At 68.2% G+C, this 17,921-nt stretch carries 20 protein-coding genes and 1 tRNA gene; 16 read left to right on the forward strand and 5 right to left on the reverse strand.

The window, feature by feature from the left end:
• Positions 1–57: 57 nt before the first annotated feature.
• From ASF51_RS08750 to ASF51_RS08765, 4 genes are all read left to right on the forward strand, one after another.
• Entirely contained in the window at positions 58–888 is an 831-nt protein-coding gene (locus ASF51_RS08750; protein ID WP_055927551.1) for an amino acid ABC transporter substrate-binding protein, read from the forward strand.
• A gap of 54 nt (positions 889–942) precedes the next feature.
• Entirely contained in the window at positions 943–1,611 is a 669-nt protein-coding gene (locus ASF51_RS08755) for an amino acid ABC transporter permease (protein WP_055927554.1), read from the forward strand.
• On the forward strand, positions 1,598–2,398 hold the full coding sequence (locus ASF51_RS08760; protein ID WP_055927557.1) for an amino acid ABC transporter ATP-binding protein: 801 nt from the start codon (positions 1,598–1,600) through the stop codon (positions 2,396–2,398). The genes ASF51_RS08755 and ASF51_RS08760 overlap by 14 nt, the downstream gene beginning before the upstream one ends.
• A gap of 93 nt (positions 2,399–2,491) precedes the next feature.
• Entirely contained in the window at positions 2,492–3,244 is a 753-nt protein-coding gene (locus ASF51_RS08765) for a helicase associated domain-containing protein (RefSeq protein ID WP_055927560.1), read from the forward strand.
• Here ASF51_RS08765 and ASF51_RS08770 read toward each other — a convergent pair.
• The gene (locus ASF51_RS08770) at positions 3,213–3,998 is read right to left on the reverse strand and encodes a DUF817 domain-containing protein (protein ID WP_055927562.1); all 786 of its coding nucleotides are present in this window, start codon (positions 3,996–3,998) and stop codon (positions 3,213–3,215) included. The two genes, ASF51_RS08765 and ASF51_RS08770, sit on opposite strands and share 32 nt — an antisense overlap.
• A gap of 72 nt (positions 3,999–4,070) precedes the next feature.
• Between ASF51_RS08770 and ASF51_RS08775 the strand changes: the two genes are divergently transcribed.
• The 6 genes from ASF51_RS08775 (at position 4,071) to ASF51_RS08795 (ending at position 8,355) form a co-directional block, all read left to right on the forward strand.
• A complete protein-coding gene (locus ASF51_RS08775) occupies positions 4,071–4,517 on the forward strand; it encodes a hypothetical protein (RefSeq protein ID WP_055927565.1) in 447 nt (148 codons plus the stop codon).
• A 115-nt stretch (positions 4,518–4,632) separates the two neighbouring features.
• A complete protein-coding gene (locus ASF51_RS08780) occupies positions 4,633–4,857 on the forward strand; it encodes a hypothetical protein (RefSeq protein WP_055927568.1) in 225 nt (74 codons plus the stop codon).
• A 122-nt stretch (positions 4,858–4,979) separates the two neighbouring features.
• Entirely contained in the window at positions 4,980–5,153 is a 174-nt protein-coding gene (locus ASF51_RS18700) for a CsbD family protein (protein ID WP_082479635.1), read from the forward strand.
• Positions 5,154–5,276: 123 nt separating this feature from the next.
• A complete protein-coding gene (locus ASF51_RS08785) occupies positions 5,277–6,278 on the forward strand; it encodes an acyl-CoA dehydrogenase family protein (RefSeq protein ID WP_055927571.1) in 1,002 nt (333 codons plus the stop codon).
• Complete coding sequence (locus tag ASF51_RS08790; RefSeq protein ID WP_055927574.1) at positions 6,272–7,654, forward strand: PIG-L family deacetylase; 1,383 nt, start codon at positions 6,272–6,274, stop codon at positions 7,652–7,654. The genes ASF51_RS08785 and ASF51_RS08790 overlap by 7 nt, the downstream gene beginning before the upstream one ends.
• Complete coding sequence (locus ASF51_RS08795; protein ID WP_055927577.1) at positions 7,651–8,355, forward strand: glycosyltransferase family 2 protein; 705 nt, start codon at positions 7,651–7,653, stop codon at positions 8,353–8,355. Before ASF51_RS08790 ends, ASF51_RS08795 begins: the two co-directional genes overlap by 4 nt.
• A 27-nt stretch (positions 8,356–8,382) precedes the next feature.
• Here ASF51_RS08795 and ASF51_RS08800 read toward each other — a convergent pair whose 3' ends face one another.
• Positions 8,383–9,462 carry an LLM class flavin-dependent oxidoreductase gene (locus ASF51_RS08800; protein ID WP_235497173.1) on the reverse strand — a complete coding sequence of 360 codons (1,080 nt, stop codon included), beginning with the start codon at positions 9,460–9,462 and terminating at the stop codon, positions 8,383–8,385.
• Positions 9,463–9,604: 142 nt separating this feature from the next.
• Here ASF51_RS08800 and ASF51_RS08805 point away from each other — a divergent pair, with 142 nt between their 5' ends.
• Positions 9,605–13,393 carry an AAA family ATPase gene (locus ASF51_RS08805; RefSeq protein ID WP_369797297.1) on the forward strand — a complete coding sequence of 1,263 codons (3,789 nt, stop codon included), beginning with the start codon at positions 9,605–9,607 and terminating at the stop codon, positions 13,391–13,393.
• 9 nt (positions 13,394–13,402) lie between these two features.
• On the forward strand, positions 13,403–13,642 hold the full coding sequence (locus tag ASF51_RS19060) for a hypothetical protein (RefSeq protein ID WP_157412063.1): 240 nt from the start codon (positions 13,403–13,405) through the stop codon (positions 13,640–13,642).
• Between the two features lie 22 nt (positions 13,643–13,664).
• On the opposite strand, the gene mscL is transcribed toward ASF51_RS19060, so the two are convergent.
• From mscL to ASF51_RS08820, 3 genes are read right to left on the reverse strand one after another with little or no spacing between them, the layout of a single operon-like run.
• Complete coding sequence (gene mscL, locus ASF51_RS08810) at positions 13,665–14,093, reverse strand: large conductance mechanosensitive channel protein MscL (RefSeq protein ID WP_055927580.1); 429 nt, start codon at positions 14,091–14,093, stop codon at positions 13,665–13,667.
• 43 nt (positions 14,094–14,136) lie between these two features.
• A complete protein-coding gene (locus ASF51_RS08815) occupies positions 14,137–14,487 on the reverse strand; it encodes an FmdB family zinc ribbon protein (protein WP_055927583.1) in 351 nt (116 codons plus the stop codon).
• Between the two features lie 48 nt (positions 14,488–14,535).
• Complete coding sequence (locus ASF51_RS08820; protein WP_055927586.1) at positions 14,536–15,114, reverse strand: 5-formyltetrahydrofolate cyclo-ligase; 579 nt, start codon at positions 15,112–15,114, stop codon at positions 14,536–14,538.
• Between the two features lie 85 nt (positions 15,115–15,199).
• Between ASF51_RS08820 and galU the strand changes: the two genes are divergently transcribed.
• From galU to ASF51_RS08840, 4 genes are all read left to right on the forward strand, one after another.
• A complete protein-coding gene (gene galU, locus ASF51_RS08825) occupies positions 15,200–16,090 on the forward strand; it encodes a UTP--glucose-1-phosphate uridylyltransferase GalU (protein ID WP_055927589.1) in 891 nt (296 codons plus the stop codon).
• Between the two features lie 48 nt (positions 16,091–16,138).
• Complete coding sequence (locus tag ASF51_RS08830) at positions 16,139–16,792, forward strand: GNAT family N-acetyltransferase (protein ID WP_055927591.1); 654 nt, start codon at positions 16,139–16,141, stop codon at positions 16,790–16,792.
• Positions 16,793–16,879: 87 nt separating this feature from the next.
• Entirely contained in the window at positions 16,880–17,773 is an 894-nt protein-coding gene (locus tag ASF51_RS08835) for a hypothetical protein (protein ID WP_055927594.1), read from the forward strand.
• A gap of 57 nt (positions 17,774–17,830) precedes the next feature.
• A tRNA-Ala gene (locus tag ASF51_RS08840) sits at positions 17,831–17,906 on the forward strand.
• The last annotated feature ends 15 nt before the right edge of the window (positions 17,907–17,921 follow it).

A 17,921-nucleotide genomic window follows, 5' to 3' on the forward strand; every position in this document is an offset into this window, starting at 1 on the left:
GGCGGCTCGGGCGCTGGCTACTGTGGACACTTCCGCCCACAGCAAAGGACTACCCCCGTGAAACGCGCCACCTCTCTTGTCGGACTCCTCTCCATCGCCGCCGCGACCGCGCTCGTCCTCGGCGCGTGCGCGAGCCCGGCATCGACATCCGACGACGGGGCGAGCGGCAGCAAGCTGAAGGCGAACTCGCTCGCGGCCATCCAGGAGGCCGGTGTTCTGACGGTCGGCACCGAGGGAACCTACAAGCCGTTCAGCTACCACGAAGACGGAACCGGCGACCTCACGGGCTACGACGTCGAGATCATCACCGCCGTCGCCGACAAGCTCGGCGTCGACGTGAAGTTCGAGGAGACTCAGTGGGACGCCATCTTCGCCGGCCTCGAGGCGGGTCGCTTCGACGTGATCGCGAACCAGGTGTCGATCAACGACGAGCGCACCGCCAAGTACGACTTCTCCGAGCCGTACACGGTGAGCCCGGGCGTGATCGTCGTGAAGGACGACAACACCGACATCACCTCGTTCGCCGACCTGGCAGGCAAGACCACCGCCCAGTCGCTCACGAGCAACTGGTACGAGCTGGCGCAGGAGAACGGCGCCAACGTCGAGGCCGTCGAAGGATGGGCCCAGGCCGTGGCGCTGCTCGAGCAGGGGCGCGTCGACGCCACCGTCAACGACAACCTCACTTTCCTCGACTACGAGAAGCAGAAGGGCGACACCGGACTGAAGATCGCGGCCGAGACCGACGACCCGTCGCTCAACGCCTTCGTCTTCACCAAGGGCAACACCGAGCTGCAGCAGGCCGTCGACAAGGCGCTCGACGAGCTGCGCACCGACGGAACCCTCGCGGAGATCTCCGACAAGTACTTCGGAAGCGACGTCACGCAGTAGCGCGGCTGCGCAGTAGGGTCGATCGATGACACCCCCGTGGGCGAGGATTGACGCATGAACGAATCGCTGTGGGATCTGCTGCTGCGGTCGTTCCTGCCCATCGTCGGCGGGGCTGTCACCGGCACCATCCCTCTGGCCCTGCTGTCGTTCGCCCTGGGCCTGGTCATCGCCCTCGGCATCGCCCTGATGCGCCTCTCGCGCATCTTTGTCGTGTCGGGCATCGCGCGGGTGTACATCTCGATCATCCGGGGCACCCCGCTGCTGGTGCAGCTGTTCGTGATCTTCTACGGACTGCCGTCGATCGGCATCCTCGTCGATCCGTGGCCGAGCGCCATCATCGCGTTCTCGCTCAACGTGGGCGGCTACGCGGCCGAGGTCATCAGGGCGGCGATCCTGTCGGTGCCCAAGGGCCAATGGGAGGCGGGCTACACGATCGGCATGTCGCGCGGTCAGACGCTCGTGCGGGTGATCCTGCCGCAGGCCGCGCGGGTCTCCGTTCCTCCGCTGTCGAACACCTTCATCAGCCTGGTCAAAGACACATCGCTCGCCTCGCTCATCCTGGTCACCGAGCTCTTCAGGCAGGCGCAGGAGATCGCGGCGTTCAGTCAGGAGTTCATGGCGCTGTACATCGAGGCCGCCGTCGTCTACTGGGTGATCTGCCTCGTGCTCTCGAGCGCCCAGTCCGTGCTCGAGAAGAGACTGGACCGCTATGTCGCCCACTGACCCCCTCGCGCCCGCGCCGCTCGACGCGCCCATCGAGGCGCCGCTGCTCGTGGCCCGCGGAATCCGCAAGAGCTTCGGCGAGGTCGAGGTTCTCAAGTCGATCGACCTCACCGTGCCGCGCGGCGACGTCGTGGCCCTGATAGGGCCGTCGGGCTCGGGCAAGACCACCGTGCTGCGCTCCCTCAACGGCCTCGAGGTTCCCGAGGCGGGCACGGTCGCGTTCGCCGGCGGCGACGTGGTCGACTTCGCCGAGCGTCCTACCAAGAGGCAGCTCGCGTCGCTGCGCGACCGCTCCGCCATGGTCTTCCAGCAGTTCAACCTGTTCCCTCACCGCACGGTTCTCGAGAACGTCATCGAGGGCCCGGTGCAGGTGCAGAAACGGCCGAAGGCCGAGGCGATAGCGGATGCTCGTGCGCTGCTCGAGCGCGTCGGTCTCGGCGCGAAGGCCGACGCGTACCCGTTCGAACTCTCGGGCGGCCAGCAGCAGCGGGTGGGCATCGTTCGCGCCCTGGCGCTGAAGCCTCAGCTGCTGCTCTTCGACGAGCCCACCTCGGCGCTCGACCCCGAGCTCGTGGGCGACGTGCTCGACGTGATCCGCGAACTCGCGACCGAGGGCTGGACCATGGTGCTCGTGACACACGAGCTCACCTTCGCCACCCACGTGGCCGACACGATCGTCTTCATGGACGGCGGCGTGGTCGTGGAATCGGGGCCGCCGTCCGAGGTACTGCAGAATCCGCGTGAGCCGCGCACGAAGCAGTTCCTGCACCGCCTCCTCGACAGGTAGCCGCCCTCCTCGTCCGTCTCCCGGCGACATCTCTGGCGAAACGAACGGAAGTTCTGACATACTGGGCGCCGTTGGGGGAGTACAGGAGCTGACATGGCGTCTCCCCATGACGAACGATGGAACACCCATCTGCAGAACTATCGCACTTTCGTACGCGTCCACGGGCGCCATCCTCGACGTCCGTCCGTCGATCTCCTCGAGGCGAGGCTCTCGGAGTGGGCGCACGAGCAGCGACGCCTCTACCGCGGCCAGCGTTCTCAGTCGCTGCGGCCCGACCGCAAGATCGCGCTCGAGACGGTCGAGGGCTGGGAGTGGAATCCGCGACGCGGGCCGAGTCCGCGATCCGACCACTGGGAGAACCAGCGCGCGGCCGTCGAGCGTCACTTCGCGGAGCATGGACGGTACCCGCGCCTGACGGCCGACGATCCGCACGAGCGGCGCCTCGCCGGCTGGGTCAAGAACCAGGTCGAGCGTCTCCCCAGTCGAGACGACGAGCTCGGCCGCAGTCGCTACGACGCCGTGCTGGCGACCCCGGGCTGGCCGTCTCGTCGAGAGCAGACCTGGCTGCAGATGATCCAGCTGCTCGAGCAGTTCGTCGCTACGCACGGCAGGCTTCCGAGGCGCACTCCGGCCCGCACGGCCGACGTCTCCGACGACGACCGGCACGAGCACATGCTCTCGATGTGGTGCGCGAACCAGCGTCGATTCGAACGCATCGCGACTGCAGACAAGCCGTATCCCGAGGAGCGCAGGGCCCGCCTCGACAGGGTGGCCGGCTGGAGCTGGTCGAAGCGTGTCGAGCGCGTCAGGCGCGTCAAGCGGTCAATGATTTCTTACGCTGCTTGAACCAGAGCACGAGCATAAAACTGAAGATCACCAGCACGGTCCACGATCCGATCTTGCTCGCGTGAACGAACGTCCAGCCCGCCTCCTGGTCGGGATAGCTCCACGCGCCCAGCCGCGTGGCGATGTTCTCGGCGAACCAGATGAAGAAACCGATGAGAACGAACGACACGAGAAGAGGCATGCGGTAGATCGTTCGGCGCACCCTGAAGCGCACCCAGGTGCGCCGAAGGATGACGGCGGCCACGACGAGCAGCAGCCATCGCACGTCGGGCAGCCAGTGGTTCGTGAAGAAGTTCACGTAGAAGAGCACGGCCGTGATCATCGTCGGAACCATGGGAACCGGGTCGATGTCCAGATCGAAACGGCGCCACGCCTGACAGATGTAGCTCGCGACGGCCGCGTACATGAAGCCACTGTAGATGGGCACGTCGCCGATGCGCAGCAGGCCGGCATCGGGATAACTCCACGACCCCACCGAGACCTTGAACAGCTCGAGGCCCAGGCCGAGCACGTGGAACAGACAGATCACGAGCAGCTCGTCGCGCGTCTCGATCTTCGTTGCGACGAGCACGATCTGCACGATGATGCAGTACACGAGCATCGCGTCGTAGCGGGCCACCCCGACATCGACGAAGTGGGTGATCGCGAGCCCCAGCACGATCGAGAAGGCGAAAAGGCACGACAGGGCCTGCTTCCAGCCGAAGTCGAGCAGGTCGAGCAGCAGGGAGCCGGCCCGCGAGGTCGTCGAGGTCATCGCCGGAGCATATCGTGCACCGATGGCCGCCGCTCGGGGCCGAGGCGCAGCATCCGGAGCCATAATGTCTGAATGATCACCGTCGAACTCGCCCGATCGCTGCGCGCTGCCGGACTGATCTGGAAGCCCGCGTCGGGCGATCGATTCTCGATCGACACCCCGGCGTTCGACCCAGAGGCCCTCGACGCCGAGGTCTTCACGGTGAGTGACATGACCATCGAGGCGCAGCACTATCCCACCGGCACGATCCTCGGATTCAACGGCACCACCGAGTGGGCGCTCGACTCCGTCGACCTGCACGAGGCCCTGTGGCTGCCGCGCGAAGACCAGCTGCGGGACATGCTGCGGGGTGCGTTCCGTTCGCTCGTCCGGCTCGAGACATCCGAGGATTCGGCACCGGAGTACAGGGTCGACATCGTCTTCAGGGGCGAGCCGTCGAGCCACGTCGCGGCCGAGCCCGCAGAGGCATACGGCCGGGCCGTGCTCATGCTCGTGTCGGCGTCCACCGCCGCGGCCTGAGCGCCGACTGCACGTTTTCCCGGCCCGTGCCGAGGGGTGGACGCGGGGCGGAGCGATCCGGGAAACTGTGGTGAACCGGGAACCGTTTCCGGAGTCGACAAAGGGGTTAGATTCCATGGCTGACACGTATCGCGCACTGCTTCAATCGGGCGGACTCTCCGAAGGCAAGGAGACCGTCGAGAACTTCGTCGACGGAAAGCCCCGAGAGACCATCACCGAGACCTTCGACGTCGAAGGCGAATCGCAGGAGCGGGTGTGGCGGCTCGTTCGTCCCGTCACCCCCGAGCCCGTCTCCTACGAGCTCGTCGGCGACGCTCCCGGCGAGGAGATTCCCAACTGACCCGCTTGTCCGTAACCGATCGTCCGGGGCATCACAAGCCCCAGACCCGGAGCATGCGCGAGGCGTAGGTTCGAAGGCGAACCGGAACTCACAAGGACTCCGGCGAACGAAAGGTGGATGCCATGGGACTCGACGACAAGGTCAAGAACGCTGCAGCCGACGTGGCCGGCAAGGCGAAAGAAGCCACCGGCAAGCTCACGGACAACGAGCGACTCGAAGCCGAAGGCAAGGCCGACCAGGTGGGCGCAGACGCCCGCAAGGCCGGAGAGAACGTCAAAGACGCTTTCAAGCACTGACGACGCACGCGCAGCCAGAGGCTGACGCGTCATCGACAGGAATGCCGGGGTACCGCAGGTGCCCCGGCATTCGTGTCGAATCGGGCAGTCACCAGACCTTCACGCCGAGCAGGGAGTTTTTCGATGGATGAAGCCGAGCGCGTCGATTCGTGGGCCGAGAAGGTGGCCGAGGTCGACGGTGACGCGCATCGGGCCGTCGCCCTCGCGATCCAGCTGGGGCGGAGCGCGCCGCGTCCCGGCGGCGGTGACACTCCGGCACTGTTCGAGCTGCTCACCGCGTTGGGTCGCTCCGATCTGACGGCAGCGCGCGTGGTCGAGGCGCATCTGGATGCTCGCGCGATCCTCGGCGAGGCGGGTCTCGATCCGCAGGCGGGCGCGTGGGGCGTCTTCGCCGCGGAGGCGCCTGCGGTTCGACTCGACGCACGCGAGGTCGATGGAGAATTCGTGCTCTCGGGAACCAAGCCCTGGTGCTCGGTGGCCGGGGTTCTCGACCGGGCGCTCGTGACAGCGCACACCGACGGTGGCCATCGACGACTGTTCGAGGTGGATCTGCGGGCTCCCGGTGTGGAGGTGCGGTCGGGCGAGTGGGTCGCGTTGGGCCTGCAGGGAGTTCCGAGCGGCTCTGTCGACTTCTCGCAGGTCGCCGCCTCGCCGGTGGGCGCCGACGGCTGGTACCTCGACAGGCCGGGATTCGCCTGGGGCGGCATCGGCGTGGCCGCATGCTGGCTGGGCGGAGCGGAGGGTCTCGCTCGCCGGCTGTGGTCTGCCGCGCAGTCGGCGAATCGGGAGCCCGACCAGATCGCCCTGATGCACCTCGGCGCCGTCGACGCGCAGCTGTTCGCGGCGCGAGTGGTGCTGGCGGACGCCGGCCGACGCATCGACGAGGGCCGTGCCGTGGGTGCGGAGGGCAAGCTGCTCGCCGCGCGCACGCGCATCGTCGTCGCCGACGTCGTCGAAGACGTGCTCCGCCGCGCCGCACACTCTCTCGGACCCGCGCCCCTGGCCCTCGACTCCGAGCACGCGCGCCGCGTCGCCGACCTCGAACTCTATGTGCGTCAGCACCACGCGGAACGCGACGAGGCATGGCTGGGTCGTCGACTGCTCGAGGGCGAGCGACCGTGGTGAGCTTCGATCATCGAGACGAGGGAACGACGAACGCGACCTGGCTCGCCGCCGATGCGTGGGACGAGGCCTCGGAGCTGACCCTCGACGGCGTGACTCTGCTCGTGGTCGTCGCCGCGCATCCAGACGACGAGACCCTCGGGGCGGGTGGCTTGATGGCAACGGCGCACGCCGCCGGCATTCCCGTGACCGTGATCGTCGCCACCCTGGGCGAGCACTCGCATCCGGATTCGCCCACCGTCTCGGCGGCCGAGCTGGCGGCGCTCCGCCGGGTCGAGGTCGTGCGGGCGATCGACGAGCTGGCTCCCGGGTCGGCGGTGCACCTGCTCGGACTCCGCGACGGGGGCCTCCGCGAGCACACCGAACCTCTTCGGCACGCCATCGCGGCGGCCATCGACGGCCGCACCGGGGTGCTGGTCGTCTCGCCCTGGCGCGGCGACGGGCATCCGGATCACACCGCCGCGGGCGACGCCGCAGCCGCGGCGGCCGAGACCCGGGGCGCCGAGCATCTCGAGTACCCGATCTGGGGCTGGCATCGGTCGACACCCGACTCGCCGGAGTGGCCGTGGGCGCGCGTGCGGACCCTTCCCCTCAGCCCGAACGAGGTCGCACGCAAGGTCGCGGCGCTCGAGCTGCACCGAAGCCAGACGGAGCCGCTGTCGGGGATGCCGGGCGACGAGGCCATCGTGTCGCCGACGTTCTCCGAGCACTTCCAACGCGACTTCGAGACCTTCTTCGTGAGCGCGGTCGAGGCAACGTCGCCGGGCCGTTCGCACACCTCACTGGCCCAGGGCTACTTCGACGACTTCTATGAGGGCCGCGCCGATCCGTGGGGCTTCGAGACACGCTGGTACGAGCGCCGCAAGCGCGCGCTCACCCTCGCCGCGCTTCCCCGCCGGCGGTACGTCTCGGCCCTCGAGGTGGGCTGCTCGATCGGGGTGACGACCGCCGAGCTCGCCCCCCGAGTCGACCGGCTCCTGGCCATCGACATCGCCGAGGCTCCGCTGGCTGTGGCGCGGGAGCGTCTGGCGGGGCAGCCCGGGGTGCGCTTCGAACGGCGCACGCTCCCTCAGGAGTGGCCGGACGAGACATTCGACCTGATCGTCGTGTCGGAGGTCGGCTACTACCTGTCGCTCGACGGCCTCGAACAGCTCGTGCGGCGGGTCGCGGCCGGTCTGCGCGACGGTGGCGCCGTGATCGTGTGTCACTGGCGGCATCCGGTGACCGACTACCCGCTGCGCGGAGACCAGGTGCACGACGCTTTCCGGCACAGCGACGATCTCGTTCGCGTCGGCGGCTACGACGATGCGGACTTTCTGCTTGACGTCTTCGGCGTTCCGGGAACCGCCTCGGTCGCCGCAGAGGAAGGACTCGTGTGACGAAGCGCATCCGGAACATCGCCGTCGTGGTTCCCGCCCGAGACGAGCAACGCTCGATCGGCCGTTGCCTCGACGCCCTCGACGCCGCCGCAGAGGCGCTCCGGCAGGCGCGTCCGGTCGATGGCCCCCACGTGCGCATCGTCGTCGTGCTCGACAGGTGCCTGGATGACACGGCCGAGATCGTGGCCGGCCGGTCGACGGTCGAATCCGTCGTCAGCTCGGCCGGCAGGGTGGGCGAGGCGCGCGCGCTGGGAGTGGAACGGGCGCTCGCGGCCGGAGACGCGGAGCCGCACGAGACCTGGATCGCGAACACCGATGCCGACTCGGCGGTGCCCGTGGACTGGCTGACGGTGCAGCTGGAGGCGGCCGAGGCAGGGCATGCCGCCCTGCTCGGCGCGGTCCGGCCGGATGAGGAGGGGCTCGACGCGGAGCAGCTCGCGCACTACCTGCTGCGCCACCCGCTGCGCGAGAGCCATCGCAATGTGCACGGAGCCAACCTGGGGGTTCGGGCCGACCACTACCTCGCCGCCGGCGGGTTCGAACCGCTCACGACCGGCGAGGACGTGAGGCTGGTCGCATCGCTCGAACAGCTCGGGCTGTCGGTCGCGAGCACGGGTCGAGCCGCCGTGCTCACGTCGTCGCGACTGCTCGGTCGCGCGCCGGAGGGGTACTCCGACGTGGTGCGTGCCATCGCGGGGTAGTCGAGCCGGGGTCGGCCCCGCCCCGACTCAGCCCCGCTGCTGTGCGAGAAGCTCGAGGGTGCGTTCTGCTGCCACGCCGACCTTCGCGTCGTGACCTTCGTGGTCGCTTGCGACAGGTGACACCATGACCTCGTCGACCCCGTACTTCGCGGCGAGCGCGGTGACCTGCGACCAGGCCGCCTCGGGGGTGTCGATGATCCAGCGGGCGGACTGGTCGGCGACGAGATCCTCCTCCATGGGGCTCAGCGTCACCGCCTGCGCCTGCTCGACCGTCATGCGCGGGCCGAGGGCGCCGCCCGAGCGGAGCCGCGCCATGGTGATCAGCTGGGGGAGGGCGAGAGCGGACGCCTCCTCGAGCGTGTCCGCGACCACGGCGTTGACCGTGAGGAACGTCATGGGCTCTGCGAGGGCTGGCGACGGCTGGAACTCACGGCGATACAGGGCGAGGGCGTCGTCGATTCCCGACTGCCCGAAGTGGTGGGCGTACACGAAGGCGAGACCCTCGCGGGCGGCCAGTCGGGCGCTGTAGGTGCTGGAGCCGAGCAGCCACACGGAGGGAGACGACGACGTTCGCGGCGTCGACCTCAGCGTGTAGTCCTGGCCTCGAAGCGGAATCGTGACCGAGGGCTGCGACACGGCGTCGAAAGGATCGGAGATCGGCGTGTCGTACGAACCGAGGAGTCCTGCCACCAGCTCGACGTCGCCCGGGAAGGAGTCCGCGCCGGTCTCCTCGGCGCGCGGGCCGCGCAGCATGTAGGCGGTTACCGGGTCGGAGCCCGGGGCCCGCCCTATTCCGAGATCGATGCGACCCGGATGCATGGCCTCGAGCAGCGAGAACTGCTCGGCCACCGTGAGCGGTGCGTGGTTCGGCAGCATGACGCCGCCCGACCCGACCCGGATTCGGCGGGTGTTCGCCGCCAGATGGGCGATCAGCACGGCCGGAGAGGTCGCCGCGACGGCCTCCATGTTGTGGTGCTCCGCCACCCAGAAGCGTGTGAAGCCGAGGTCGTCGGCCCGGCGGGCGAGCGATACGGCGGCCGCAACGGAGTCGGCCGTGCTCTGGTCGGTACGAACGGGCAGGAGGTCGAGAACGGAGAGATTCAGCATCGATTGCATCAACGTCACGGATGGCCGCCGCTATTCCGAAGCGACGACTGGAGCGACCACCGAAGGGGCCCAAACCCGACTAATGCGACGAAACCCCTTGCAGATGCCGCGTTTTCGGGCGTGGCGAGCTTAAGGTAACCGTGTGTGGCGCGCCGATAAGAAACTAGATGCAGACGGACTTCCGACTGTCGCCGACGACGACTCGTCGGCGTGGGGTAGCCAGACCGCGCCTGAAAAGGGCGGTCGACCTCTGACGAACCTCACCAGTGAGAGTCGGGTGGAGCCGAATCGAGAACGCTGGCGACACGAGCTCAGTCGGGTGGGTGGAGCATCGCCGCTCATCCACTTCGACGACTCCCCGCGCAACCGCATCGACCTCTCCGCGACGCATCCGGGCGGGCTCGCCCAGTTCATCACGGGTAACGCCACCCTCCTCAGCAGCCTCATCCGCGACGAGCTCGCCCTGCGCACGGCCCGCCTCGCGGCGGCCGCGATCACAGACAAGGGCGTCGAGCTCCGCAGCGTGCGCGGCATCGACGCCGTCAACCTCGGCATCGGCTTCGCCGAATGGCGCGTCGAGCAGGAGTCGTTCAGCGCCCCCGTGCTGCTGCGCCCTGTGTCGGTGCGACGCTACGGTCGAGACTTCGAGCTGAAGCTGCGGGGTGGGCCCGTGGTCAACCCCGAGCTCGTGCGCGCCCTGTCCGACCAGTTCCAGATCGAGCTCGATGCCGACGCGCTCGTGGCGCTCGCCATCAACAACGGCGTCTTCAAGCCGCAGCCCGTCATCGACCAGCTTCGCGGCCTCACCTCGCAGCTCGCGTGGTTCAGCGTCAGCCCCCGGCTCGCCGTCTCGACCTTCGCCGATGTGAGCCAGGCGCTGGTCGACGACGCCGACGACCTCGCGCATCCGGTTCTCGACGCGCTCGCGGGCAACGTCACGGCGCGCCGCGGCGTGCAAGACGCCTACCACCCGGTCGACGCCACTCCCCAAGATCAGCGACCGCCGGCCACCGACACGCTCCTCCTCGACGCCGATCCCGAGCAGGAGAATGTCATCGCCCAGATCGGCGCCGGCAACTCCCTCGTCGTGAAGACGCTGCCGGGCACCGGCGGAACACAGACGATCGTCAACGCGGTCGGAGCCCTGATCGCGCAGAACAAGCGCGTTCTCGTCGTGAGCCCTCGCCGCCTCAGCCTGCGGGGAATCGCCAGGCGCCTCACCGATGTCGGCCTGCCCGGCGTCGCCGTGTCGCCCCGAACCCTGCGCCGTGACCTCATCCAGTCGATCGGCCGAAACGAGAAGGCCCGCCAGCCCCATGTCGCCGACGTCGACGAGGCCCTCGTGCGCCTGCGCGGCGTGCTGCTCGACTACCGCTCGTCGCTCGGCCGGGTCGACCCGGTTCTCAAGGTCTCGGTTCTGGATGCGCTGCGCGAACTCGCGCGCCTCGAACTGCTGCAGACGCCTCCCTCCACCAAGGCGCGCCTCGACCGCCATGCCCTCGAGGGGCTCGCATCCGGTCGTGTTCAGGCCGCGAAGACGCTCAGCAAGGCGGCGGCTCTCGGCGAGTTCCGCTACGGACCCGACGACTCGCCCTGGTACGGCGCCGCGTTCGCCACGTCGGACGACGCGCACAGCGCCCACCAGCTCGCGAAGAAGCTGCACAAGACCGACCTGCCGAACCTGCTGTCGGGCGCCTGGGAGCTCATCGGCCAGACCCGCATGCGGCCCTTCGCCACGCTGACCGAGCTCGGCGTTTACCTGCGTCTGCTGCTCGACCTGCGCGAGACGCTCGACAAGTTCCAGCCCGTGGTCTTCGACCGGTCGCTGACCGAGCTCATCGCCGCCACGTCGAACCGTCGCGACTCGCCGCAGCTCTCGTCGACGAGCCGTCGCCGGCTGCGCAGCCTCGCCCGCGAGTACGTGCGTCCGGGCGTGCACATCGGTGACCTCAACGAGGCCCTCAAGCACATCCAGCAGCAGCGCACGCTGTGGTACCGCTTCGCCGCCGCGGGCATTCCGCCGGAGATCCCGATCGGCATCGCCGATGTGCAAGTCGCCTACCAGCGCGTCACCGAAGACCTCGCCCAGCTCGACCTGCCCCTGGGGTCTGTCGGCACGGCGCGCCAGCTGTCGAGCCTGCCCATCGAGGAGCTCGTGTCGCTGGTCGAGGGTCTGGCCGCCGACTCCGAGGTGCTGGCGAACCTGCAGGAGCGCACGGCGCTTCTCGACACGCTTCGCGAGCACTCGCTCGACCCCCTGCTCACCGACCTGTCACAGAGGCACGTGCCCGAGAGCGCCGTCGCCGACGAGCTCGAGCTCGCCTGGTGGCAGTCGGTGCTCGAGCTGATGCTGGCCAACGACCGTGCCCTGCTCGGCGCGAACACCTCGGTGCTCGATCGACTCGAGGCCGACTTCAGGCTGGTCGACGAGGCGCACGCCTCGGCCAGCGGCGCCTTGCTGGCCTGGCAGCTGGCCGAGACGTGGAGCGTCGGGCTCGTCGACTACCCGGAAGAGGCGGCCGCGCTCAAGAACATCCTGCGCACCGACGGCGTCGATTCGCAGGCGCTGCACGAGGCCGCGCCGCATCTGGGCCGCGTCCTTGCGCCGGTCTGGCTCGCCTCGCCGTACGAGATCGCAGAGATCTCCGACTCCCTGCACTTCGACACCGTGATTCTGGTCGATGCCGGGGCGACCACCCTGGCCGAGAACGTCGGAGCCATCCGCCGCGGGCGCCAGGTCGTGGCCTTCGGCGACCCGGTCACGCAGACGCCGTCTCGATTCGACATCGCCATCGCCGCGACTCCCGACTCGTCGAACCGCGCCCAGCCGGAGCAGTCGGTCGAAGAACTGCACGCCGAGTCGGCCCTCGCACGACTCGCCGAACTCGTTCCCACGCTGCAGCTGACCCGCAGTTACCGGGCCGGCGGCGAAGACCTCGCCGAACTCGTGAACCACCGCTTCTACGGCGGCAAGATCGACTCGCTGCCCTGGGCCGGCACCTTCCTCGGCCACGGCAGCCTCGCGCTGCACTACGTCGAGGGTCGCGGCGGCATGCCCGACGCCGAGACCGGAGCGGTCGAGAGCGTCGACGACGAGGTGGATCGCGTCGTGGCCCTCGTGCTCGACCACGCCATCCACTACCCGGGCGAATCGCTCATGGTCATCACGGCCAGCCCGCGCCACGCCGTGCGCGTGCAGCAGGCCGTGCTCTCTGCATTCGCGAAGCGCAGCGATCTCAGCGACTTCATTCTGAAGGACCGTGCCGAGCCGTTCATGGTCGCCACCCTCGACCAGTCCGTCGCGCAGAGTCGCGATCGGGTGATCTTCTCGGTGGGCTACGGAAAGACGACGCACGGCCGCGTGCTCACGAACTTCGGCGCACTGGGCCGACCGGGCGGCGAGCGACTGCTGGCCGTCGGCATGACCCGCGCGCGCCGGTCGATGGACATCGTCAGCTGCTTCCACCCGCACGACATCGACGAGGAGCGCATGGCCCACGGCATCGTGGCGCTGCGGCAGATCCTCACCGAGGTCGAGTCCGGCCCCACACCCGACACGTTCTCGAGCCCGGGCGACGCGCTGCTCATCGACCTTGCACGCCGACTCGGAGCCCGCGGCCTCGACGTGGCATTCGAACACCGAGGCAAGCTCACCCTGGTGGCCTCGCACGACGGTCGGGCCATCGCCATCGAGACGGATTCGGTCGTGCACGCGTCGAGCCTCCGCGAGTCGCTGCGCCTGCGCCCCGACATGCTCAGGAGGCTGGGCTGGCACTACCTCCGGGTGCACAGCTTCGAGCTGTTCAGCGACCCCGAGGCTGTCGCAGCGCGCATCGCCCAGGTCATCGGGGTGCGCGAGCTCAAGGCCGTCGACCGGCCGGCCATCTCGCACAGTTCCGACGAGACGGCGCCGCTCCCGTTCTCCCGGTAGGCTCCCGAGGTGCCGAAAGAGACTCACGACCCCGCTGCGGCGCTCCCTCATCCGCCGATTCGGCGTACGGGGCGCCGTCGGGTCACAACGGATGCCGTGGCCGGCTCCGACCCGACGCCCCAGCGTGCAGATGGTTCGGCCGTCGAGAAGGCCGACGAAGACACGGATGCGTCGTGGGGTGCCCCTTCACCGCGCGGCAGCGACAGGAACGACGACAGGTTGAAGCTGGAGAAGCCGCCTCACTGGTGAGCGGGCCCTGCCTCTGAACCGGTCAGGCGTCGTGCTGAGTGCCCGACGACGTCTGCTGCTTGGCGAGCAGATCGCGGATCTCGGTGAGCAGCTCGGCCTCGGTCGGGGGAGTCCTGACCGTCTCGGCGGGGGTCGGCTGCTGCTTCTTGATGAAGGCCACCTTCTTGAGGTGGTTGATCGGAAGCACGAACGCGAAGTACACGACCACTGCCACGATGAGGAACTGGATGATCGCGGCGAGCACGGAGCCCAGCTGGATCGCGCTGTCTCCGATGGGAATCGGGAACGCGCCCACCAGGTCTTCGGCCTTGAATGCCGCCGCGATGACGGGGTTGAAGACATTCTCGACGATCGAGTTCACGACCGAGGTGAATGCCGCGCCGATGACGACGGCGACGGCCAGATCGATGACGTTCCCGCGGAGAACGAACTCCTTGAATCCTTTGAACATGGTGGGCCCCCTCAGCTGTACTTACAGTTCTCGTCTACCAGTATTACTTGGCCGCGGCGGGTGACGAACTCGAGCCCGACGACGAGCTCGAGCCTCCCGTGGTCGATGGCGCAGTCGGCGTCGACGGCGCCGCGGGCTTCGAGGCCGACGACGATTCGCCCGATCCACTGGCCTTGCCCGTGCCGCCCGTGCTGCCCGAGCCGCTCGACTTGTCGGCCGCGCGCGAGTCGGTGCGGTAGAAGCCCGAGCCGTTGAACGTGACGCCCACGGCGCTGAAGACCTTGCGCAGCTTGCCGCCGCAGACCGGGCAGACCGTGAGCGAGTCGTCGGTGAACGCCTGGTGGATGTCGAAGGCGTTCGTGCACTCGGTGCAGCGGTAGGAATAGGTGGGCACGGGAAAAGCTCCTTGGAACGGTGAGAAAGAGTGCCGAGCGGCGCTGGTCTAGAACGTGTGGATCTGCGTGGGGGTGACGATGCCGTCGACGGGCTGGTCGTGGATCTCGCGCGGAACGGACTCGAGGAGTTCGTCGTCGAAGATCACGGCGTAGACGGGAGGGCACTTCTGCATGCTGCCGAGCGTCTTATCAAAGTATCCCCGACCCCAGCCCAGCCTGACCCCGGATGCGTCGACCGCGGCCGCAGGAACGATGATGAGGTCGACGTCGTTGATCACCATCGGCCCGAGGATCTCGCCGACGGGCTCCGGCATGCCGAAGAGACCCTGCGCCTCGGATTCGCCGTCGCCACGGGTCCAGTCGAGCAGGCCGTCTTCGCGGGCGATGGGAAACAGCACGCGGATGCCGTTCGCCTCTGCCCAGTTGAGGAACTCGCGGGTGTTGGGCTCGTGGGTGGCCGACAGGTAGCACGAGATGAAGGTCGCGCCGGAGTCGGTCACCAGCTTCTGCAGGTTGCGAGTGAAGCCCTCGGTGGCAGATGCTCTCTCGACGGAGGTGCGGGTGCGGCGGCGCTCACGGAGCTCGGCTCGCAGTGCTCGCTTGATATTGCTCGGGTCGGTGACCATCTAAGAGATTTTAGTTGCATGGATGTATCGGCCGTGTTTCGCAATCCGGCGCGCCGACCGCTCGCCATTGGATAGCCTTGTGCCCATGGGGACCAAGATCACAAAAGCCGTTATTCCTGCAGCCGGACTGGGAACGCGTTTCCTGCCCGCAACCAAGGCGCTGCCTAAAGAGATGCTGCCTGTCGTCGACAAGCCGGCCATCCAGTACGTCGTCGAGGAGGCCGTGAAAGCCGGCCTCGACGACATCCTCGTCGTCACCGGCCGTAACAAGCACGCCCTGGCGAACCACTTCGACCGCGTCACCGAACTCGAAGCCACGTTGGAATCCAAGGGCGACGGCAACAAGCTGCGCATGGTCAACGAGGCCACCGCCTTGGCGGAGATGCACTACGTCAGGCAGGGCGATCCTCGCGGTCTCGGCCACGCCGTGTCGCGCGCCCGCATGCATGTCGGCCACCAGCCCTTCGCCGTGCTCCTGGGTGACGACCTGATCGATGCCCGCGACGAACTGCTCTCGCGCATGATCGAGGTCGCTGAGACGCGCACCGCCAGTGTCGTCGCCCTCCTCGAGGTCGACCCGTCCGTGGTGCACATGTACGGCGTCGCGTCGATCGAGACCACCGATGAAGACGACGTGGTGCGCATCACCGGACTCGTCGAGAAGCCATCCGCCGAAGACGCCCCCTCGAACTACGCGGTCATCGGCCGTTATGTGCTGCAGCCTGAGATCTTCGACGTGCTCGAGAACACGGCTCCCGGCAAGGGCAACGAGATCCAGCTCACCGACGCGCTCGAGACCCTCGCCGGAGACACGTCGATCGCGGGTGGTGTGTACGGTGTGGTGTTCCGCGGTCGCCGGTACGATACCGGAGACAAGCTCGACTACATCAAGGCCATCATCCAGTTGGCCAGTGACCGCGAAGACCTGGGCACCGACCTCCGACCCTGGCTCAAGGAGTACGCCAAGGGCCTGTAACAGCCCCGAAGATCCACCACCACGCAGAAGGAATGACTGTCACCGCCGATGTTTGTTCCCACCCTGTCCGACGGTCCGATCGTCATCCGCCCCATCCGGGTGCGTGATGCGCGGGCGCTCGAACGCGAGCTCATGGAGAACCGCGGCTGGCTGCGCAAGTGGGAGGCGACCAACCCGCACGGGCCGATGTCCTTCGACACGCGGGCGAGCATCCGGTCTCTGCAGAGCAACGCGCGGGCCGGCTACGGCCTGCCTTTTCTGATCGAGTACAACGGTGAGCTGGCGGGTCAGCTGAACGTGTCGTCGATCAGCTACGGATCGGTGTCGTCGGCCAGCATCGGCTACTGGGTGTCCGAGCGGTTCGCGGGCAAGAACATCACGCCCACGGCGGTCGCCCTCGCCTCCGACTACGCGTTCTTCCAGGTGGGCCTCCACCGCATCGAGATCTGCATCCGTCCGGAGAACGGCCCCAGCCTGCGCGTCGTCGAGAAGCTGGGCTACCGCTACGAGGGCCTGCGCCGCCGGTTCATCCACATCAACGGCGACTGGCGCGATCACTTCTGCTTCGCCCTCGTCTCCGAGGAGCTGCCGGTCGGCGTGCTCCGCCGATGGAAGGACGGACGCGTTCCCGCGGGCGAAGGCACGGTGCCCCTCAGCGACCGGGAGGCCGCGCAGCGAGCGATCGAGACGCTGCCGCGCTGATCGCACCACTGCGAATTGGCTGAAGGGTCTTCGCGACACACGCAGGCAGACGGCCTCAACCGCTCCGCTCTCTCATACCGTAGAGGCATGACAACGGACTGGCTGGGCGGGGGCCTCATCATCGCTGTCGCAGCCGGGCTGTGGCTGATCTATTTCATGCCGACCTGGTCTCGGCGACGCGAGTACTTCGCGACCGAACGCAACGCCGTGCGCCTGCAGCAGACCCTGCGCATCCTCGCCGAGACGAGCGAGGTGCCCGACGAGATCCGCGTCGCGACCACGGCGCGCAGTGTCGCCGAGCAGCAGCGCTACCTGCGCCAGGTCTCACAAGACGCCACTCCCGTCGCCATCCTCATCGCGGCCCGCATCAAGCGTTCGCGCGCGGTCACGACGGGCATCCTGCTGCTCTCCGTCTCCGTCGCCGTGCTGGCCGGCTTCCAGATCTCCCTTGCGGGTGCCTGGGTCGTCGTCGCCATCGGTGCCTCGGTGGCGTCGCTCTGCGTCGTGATGCTCGGCAAGCTCGCCCAGGCCGGTCGAAGCCTGCGTCTTCCTGCCCCGAAGCTCACGGTGCACGACCAGACGCTCGTCGACCACGGCGGCTCGTTCCTCGAGGCCGAGCCGCAGCCGGTCGCCGTGCCGGTCGCTCCCAGCGAGTGGACTCCGATTCCTCTCCCGAAGCCCCTTTACGCCGCCCGCGTCTCCGCTCCCGGGCTCGCCACGGCCCTTCCGTCCGTGGCGCGCGAGGTCTCGCTCGAGATCGAGGCCGATCTTCGTCGGGCCGCATCGGATGCCGAGAACGCCCTGCGCGCAGCAGCCTCCGCCGGGCCCGCGGTGGCCCCCATCGAGCTGCCGCTCGCGCCCGTCGCCGAGCCGGTGGCGCCCCGCCTGCCCAGCCGTTTCGCATCCATGGGCATCGTCGACACCGACGACCGCTCGGGGCTCGACCTCGATGAGGTTCTCGCCCGCCGCAGGGCTGGCTGACAACCCGCTCGGTTCGAAGTCGCTGCCGCGGTCGTGATAGTCTTCCAAGGCAGTTCCGGGGCATTGGCGCAGTTGGTAGCGCGCTTCGTTCGCATCGAAGAGGTCAGGAGTTCGAATCTCCTATGCTCCACCAGAACAGGACTGAAGA

This window comes from Agreia sp. Leaf283, assembly GCF_001422485.1.
Lineage (GTDB): Bacteria > Actinomycetota > Actinomycetes > Actinomycetales > Microbacteriaceae > Agreia.